This is a genomic window from Nocardiopsis sp. TNDT3, from assembly GCF_003427465.1.
GTDB classification, from domain to species: domain Bacteria; phylum Actinomycetota; class Actinomycetes; order Streptosporangiales; family Streptosporangiaceae; genus Nocardiopsis; species Nocardiopsis dassonvillei.
Window position 1 is genome coordinate 1 of sequence record NZ_QPFC01000036.1, and the last position, 4,036, is coordinate 4,036.

3 protein-coding genes and 1 pseudogene are annotated in these 4,036 nt (G+C 76.6%); 2 read left to right on the forward strand and 2 right to left on the reverse strand.

What is annotated here, in order from left to right; genetic code table 11:
- Both DQW06_RS00930 and DQW06_RS00935 read left to right on the forward strand, forming a co-directional pair.
- Positions 1-467 (forward strand): annotated as a pseudogene (locus DQW06_RS00930) (DUF2236 domain-containing protein); the annotation flags it as partial.
- 53 nt (positions 468-520) lie between these two features.
- A complete protein-coding gene (locus tag DQW06_RS00935; protein ID WP_117197790.1) occupies positions 521-1,888 on the forward strand; it encodes an MFS transporter in 1,368 nt (455 codons plus the stop codon).
- Positions 1,889-1,925: 37 nt separating this feature from the next.
- Here the strand turns inward: DQW06_RS00935 and DQW06_RS00940 are convergent, their stop codons facing one another.
- The gene (locus DQW06_RS00940) at positions 1,926-2,678 is read right to left on the reverse strand and encodes an SDR family NAD(P)-dependent oxidoreductase (protein WP_013151327.1); all 753 of its coding nucleotides are present in this window, start codon (positions 2,676-2,678) and stop codon (positions 1,926-1,928) included.
- 78 nt (positions 2,679-2,756) lie between these two features.
- Positions 2,757-4,036: FAD-binding oxidoreductase (locus tag DQW06_RS00945; protein ID WP_157983318.1), on the reverse strand; the 1,280-nt coding region annotated here is incomplete at its 5' end.

A 4,036-nucleotide genomic window follows, 5' to 3' on the forward strand; every position in this document is an offset into this window, starting at 1 on the left:
CCGAGGGCGGCCGGGCCGTCTCCGACGCCACCCTCGACCTGATGGTGTCCTTCTACCCGCGGCACGTGTCCGGGCTGGCCCGGAAGTTCTCCATGGCGATCCTGGACGAGTCGCTCATCGAGACCTTCCGCTACGAGCCGCCCAGCAGGGCGTGGCGGCGGGCGGCGGACCTGGCGCTGAGGCTGCGGGCCCTGGTGGTGCGCCGGATGAAGCCGCGCGAGGAGCCGCTGTGGGCGGAGGACAACCCGAACATCCGCAGCTACCCGAAGGGGTACGACGTCAACCGGATCGGCACCTTCCCGGCGGGCTGCCCCGTGGCGCACGACGTGGACCCGGTGGGGCACGAGGAGCTGTACGGCGACGGCGGCGGGGAGGGCGGCGCGGCTCCCGAGGGCCGGGAGGCCCCGAGGACGGCACGATCCGCCGCGGCGCCGGAGGCCACGACGTCCGCGGACGGGCGCGTGTGACCGCCGCGGCCGACTCCGCGGCGTCCGGGGGCACCGGGCCCGGGGGCGCCGCGGTGGGAGGGGCCGCTCCGGAGGCCGCCGCCCGGAGCACGGTCGGCGGGCCGGGCGCTCCGCTGCCCCGTTCCGTGCACGCCTGGTACGGCAGCGGCGCGGTGGCCACGGGGATCTTCAACACGGTGCCCGGGCTGCTGCTCCTCATCTACCTGACCGACACGCTCGCGGTGAGCCCCGCCCTGGCCGGGGCGGTGGTGCTCCTGCCCAAGGTGGTCGACCTTCTGGTCAGTCCGTATATCGGGATCTGGTCGGATAGGACGCGTTCGCCGTGGGGGCCGCGGCGCCCGTGGATGCTGGCGGGGGCGCTGACCCTGCCGGTGCTGTTCGCCGCGATGTTCGCCGGGCCGCCGCTGGAGGGCGGCTCCGCCGCGGTGTACGTGGCGGCCGTGTTCGTGGCCGCCGCGCTGGCCTCGTCGGTGTTCCAGGTGCCGCACACGGCCATGCCCGGGGAGATCACCTCCGACTACCACGAGCGGTCCACGTTCAACACGTGGCGGACCGCGTTCGTCGGGCTCGCCCTGATGCTGGGCGGCGCCTTGGCGCCGGTCGTCCAGTCGGCCCCCGCGGACCCCGTGGCCGGGTACCGGCTGATGGGCCTGCTCATGGGCTGCGTGGTGCTGGTGTCGATGCTGGGCTCGGTGGTGGGCACGCGCCGGGCGCCGCGCCCGGTGTTCGCGCACCGCACGGAGGGTCTGGCGGCCCAGCTGCGGGTGGCCTTCGCCCACCGGCACTTCCGGGTGCTCTTCCCCGCCAACCTCCTGATGGCCACGGCGGGCGGCACCATGGTCGCGGGCGTGCCGTACGTGACGGCCAACGTCATGGGCGAGCCGGGCTACACGAGCGTGCTCATGGTGTGCGTGCTGGTGCCGCTGATCGCTTCGGCCCCGCTGTGGCGGTGGCTGTCCCTGCGGGTGGACAAGCGCCGCGCCGCCGGGTACGCGGCGGCGGTGTTCGCCCTGGGCGGTCTGGGTCTGCTGCTCATCCCGATCTGGGGCCTCCCCGGCGCCGTGCTGTCCTCCGTGCTGGTGGGCGTGGGCCTGTCGGGGACGACGCTGCTGCCGTGGTCGATGCTGGCCGACTGCCTGGCCACCGCCGACGCCTCCGGGCGGCGGCAGGGCGGCGTGCTCTCGGGCGTGTGGACCGCCGGGGAGGCCATGGCGCAGTCGGTGGGAACCGGGCTGCTGTCGCTGGCCCTGGCGGTGAGCGGCTACGTGGAGTCCGGGGCCGGGGAGGCGGTCCGGCAGAGCGACGAGGCGCTGCGCGGCATGCTGGTCGGCAGCACGCTGGTGCCCGCCGCGGTGATGCTGTGCTGCCTGGTGCCGCTGGCGTTCTACCGGCTGACCGCCGAGGAGGCGGGCCCGCGCTGACCGGCGGCGCGGCTGGCGCGGCGCCCGGGGCCCCGCCTCAGCGGCCCAGGCGGCGCCACAGCGGGCGCGGGAGCAGCCGCATGCCCGCGAAGATCGGCTGGAGCACGCGCGGCGCCCACACGGTGGTGGCCCCCGAGCGCAGTCCGGCCGACACCGCGTCCGCGACCTGTCCCGGCGTCGCCGGGAAGGGGGCGGGCGCCACGTGCGCCGACATCCGCGTCGGCACGTAGCCCGGCCGCACCACCAGCACCCGCGCGCCGGACCCGTGCAGGGAGTCGGCCAGGCCCTGCGCGAAGCCGTCCAGGCCCGCCTTGGCCGACCCGTACACGAAGTTGAACCTGCGCACCCGCACCCCCGCCACGGAGGAGAGCACCACGAGCGTCCCGTGGCCCTGCTCGCGCAGGCGGGCGGCCACGGCCAGGTCGGCGGACACGTGCCCGGTGTAGTTGACGGCGGCGGCGCGGGCGGCGGCGGCCGGGTCGGCCTCGTACCCGGACTGCTCGCCCAGCACCCCGAACGCGTCCACCACCACGTCCAGGTCGCCCACCAGCTCCACCGCGGCCGCCACGGTACCGGTGTGGGTGTCGGGCAGACCGGCGTCGAAGTCCACCGAGTGCGTCCGCGCCCCGAGAGCGGTGAGCGCGCCCGGCGGCGAGGACACCCCGCCCCGGGCGGCCAGCACCACCTCGCGGGCGCCCTCGCGGACCAGCCGTTCGACGATGGCCAGGCCGATCTCGCTGCGGCCGCCGAGCAGCAGCACGCTCCGCACCGCTCCCACCGAGTCGCGCACGGCTGTCCCTGCCTTTCCGGAGTGTGCGTCCCCGGCTGCCGGGGACGGCCGTCATCGTGCCACCGAAGGGCCGTGCTGTCACAGCAGCCGCAGTCGGCGGGCCAGGTCCGAGACCAGGACCCCGTCCGGGTCGGCCCGCCCGCGCACCCGGCGCCACGCGGGCAGGCCGGGGTACATGGCGTGCACGGCCTCGGGGCTGGCCCGGCTGTCCTTGGCCAGGTACAGGCGGCCCCCCGCGTCGGCCACGCGCTCGTCGAAGCGGTGCAGCAGGGGGCCGAGACCGGGCAGGTCGGCGGGCAGGTCCACGGCCAGCGACCACCCCGGCCGGGGGAAGGAGAGCGGTCCCGGTGTGGGCCGCCCCATCCGCTTGAGGACCGCCAGGAACGAGGGCGCGCGCGTGCGCGACAGCTCCCCGGCGATCCACTCCAGGACGTCCTGCGCGCCGAAGGGCACCACGAACTGGTACTGCACGGCGCCGTGCCTGCCGTACAGCCGGTTCCACCCGTCGAGCGCGTCCAGCGGGTGGAAGTAGCCGCCCACCGGCTGGATCCGGCCGCGCCGCCTCCTGGGCGCCCGGCCGTGTTCGAGGGCGTTGAACGCGCCGACGGTCCACCGGTTCAGGGTCGCCGCCGGCGGGGTCAGGGGCGGCACGGGCAGGCTCGTGTTCCGGTACCGCAGCGGGTCGCGGCGCAGCGGTTCCGGGAGGTCGCCGGTCTCGGCGTGGTGGGCGCGGGTGACCACGCCCCGGCCCAGACCGTCCCCGCGGGCGAACAGGTCCAGCCAGGCCACCGAGTACCGGTGGCCGGGGCGCGCCATCAGCTCCAAGGTGGCCTCCAGGTCCGGCGTCCGGTCGGTGTCCACCCGCATGTACGCGGTCCGGACGGGGAGCACGCCCAGGGTGGCCTCGGTGACCACCCCGGTCAGGCCCATGCCGCCGACGGTCGCCCAGAACAGGTCGGGGTCGCCGCCGGGTTCCGGTCCCAGGCGGCGCGTGCGCCCGTCCGGGGTGACCAGGGTGAGGGAGCGCAGGTGCGCGCCCAGGGAGGAGTCGGTGTGGTGGTTCTTGCCGTGGACGTCGGCGGCGACCGCACCGCCCAGGGTGACGCGGCGGGTCCCGGGGGTGACGGGGACGAAGAGGCCGCGGGGCAGCAGGTGCGCGAGCAGGGCGTCCACGCTGGTGCCCGCGGGGGCGGTGACCTCGCCGCGTTCGGCGTCCACGCGCACGGGGCCGGTGAGCCCGGTGCAGTCCAGCACCAGGCCCCCGGCGTCCTGGGCGGCGTCGCCGTAGGAGCGCCCGAGTCCGCGCGGCAGCGCCCCGCGCTCCCCCGCCCGGGCGAGCGCCTCGGCGACCTGGGCGG